At 67.3% G+C, this 1,972-nt stretch carries 1 protein-coding gene; it reads right to left on the bottom strand.

Translation table 11 applies throughout. The features are described from left to right. The coding region (locus VGJ14_10785; GenBank protein ID HEY2832900.1) for an ISAzo13 family transposase at nucleotides 1-1,972 on the bottom strand (1,972 nt) is incomplete at both ends.

Here is a 1,972-nt window from a genome sequence, read left to right as displayed (position 1 = left end):
CGGTGCGGTAACGAGTGGGTGCCGGGCGGTAAGTGCGGCCGTCCTGCTCGAGGAGGGGTCGGGTGTCGCGCACGATGTTTCCGATGGCGCCTCTGGTGACATCACCGAGGAGTTCAGCGAGGACGTCGAGGGTGCACAGTTTGCGCTGGTGGAGCACGGTGAGCAGGACGCGTTCGCTGTTGCTGATCTTTTGTGGAAAGACTCCGCCTCGGGCGCCGGGCTGGCGTGGGCCGCCGCGGCGGCGGTAGCCGAAGCGTTCGGCGTGAGCGGCTTGGTGTACCGCGAGTCGCTGTGTGAGCTCGAGCAGTTGATCGCGGCTCATCCCGGTCAGAGCCGGGGCGGACAGGGTTTCGATGATGGCGGTTCGGGCGGGGCGGATGTCGTGGTCGAGGAACGCAAGCAGGTCGTCGGTGGTGCGGAAGCGCACCGAGGCGCCGCCGGGGTTGTGGCCGTGATCCTCGAAGGCTTCGCGGGTCTCTTTGATGAGTTCGCCGATGGGGCCGGCACTGACTTCCAACAGGTCAGCGAGCACGGTCATCGAGCAGACCTGCCGCTGGTAAATGAGGGTGATCAGGACGCGGGCGGGATCGTCGAACAGCGGTTTGCCGCCGCGCAGTTTTCCGGTGGCCCGGCGTGCCCGGCCGCCGCGCTGCTCGGTGTAGCGCTGCTGAGTCCGCGCGGCCTGGGCCGAGGCAAGCGCGGTGCACAATTGGTCTAGCTCCACGCTGGGCAGACCGGTCAATCGAGGGTCAGCCAGGCGAGCAAGCATGGCTTGGCGGCGGCCGGCTGGCCCGTTGTCGTCGGCGTGAACCGGCATTTCGGCGGCCGCGGGTTGGGCATCCAGGGTGTAGTTCCAGGTGCCGTGCACGGTGTGCCGGCGCAGCGGCAAGGCCGCGAAGCGCTGCTTGCTGATGGCGATGCCGGTGGGATAGTCGCCGGTATCCAGGGCGGCTTCGACCTGTAACCCGGCGCGGGTGCGGGTGGCGGCGATGGTCTTGACCACCACTTCGTGGCTGGTCAGGGGGCGGCCCCGCCAGTTGAACGTGATGTGGGAGAACAGCCGGTGCTCGATCTTATTCCACTTCGAGGTGCCTGGCGGGAAGTGACAGACCGTGATCGCCAGCCCCGTTTCGGCGGCCAAAGCGGCCAGCTCGCTTTTCCACACCCGGTAGCGGTGGCCGTTGGAACCACCGGCATCGGCGGTGATCAACAGCCGGGTAGCGGCTGGGTAGTCGAGGCGCCCGCGCGCGGTCCACCAGCGACGGATGGACTCGACCGCGAATACCGCGGTGTCGTGATCGACTCCGACGTTGACCCAACCGGTGTTGCGAGCGATGTCGTAGATCCCATACGGGATCGCCTGTTCCACGTCTGGGCCAGTGAAGAAAAAATGATGGTCCTCCACCTGCACCGGTTCACCCTTCGGCCGCCACTCCCGCCCCGCCATCGGCAGCCGGCCAAGCTGTTCGCGCTTCTTGGTGTCCACGCTGATCACCGGCTCACCTCCGGCCTGGTGTTCTTTGACCTGATCGTTGATGTAGCGAAACTGGACGTCCCGGTCGGGATGCTGGGCGCCCTCGAGGGTCTTGGCGTTGGCCTGCAAGCTGAACCCGGCCGCCTTCAACAGCCGACCCACTGTCGGAGCCGACACCGGATGGCCCAGGCGAGTCAACTGTTCGGCCAAATGCCGCAACGACTTCGTCGTCCACCGCAACGGCGATTCCGGATCACCCCGCTCGTCGGGCTCCACCAACCCCAACAGCGCCTCCCGCACGGCCGGATCGTTGTGCTCGACCCGCTTACGACCCCCACCCCCGACGCGGACCTGACCATCGGGAAACGGATCCTCACCGGCTTCCAGCTCCGCGATTCCACAACGCACCGTGCTCTCGCTCATCCCCGCCACTTGGGCCACCGCGCGCACCCCACCATGGCCGAGCAGCCGCGCCTCCGTGGCCACCGCCAGGCGCCG

The organism is Sporichthyaceae bacterium, from assembly GCA_036493475.1.
In the GTDB taxonomy this organism is placed as follows: domain Bacteria; phylum Actinomycetota; class Actinomycetes; order Sporichthyales; family Sporichthyaceae; genus DASQPJ01.
The sequence above is the reverse complement of the archived record's forward strand: the minus strand, read 5'-3'. Positions and strand labels throughout refer to the sequence as shown.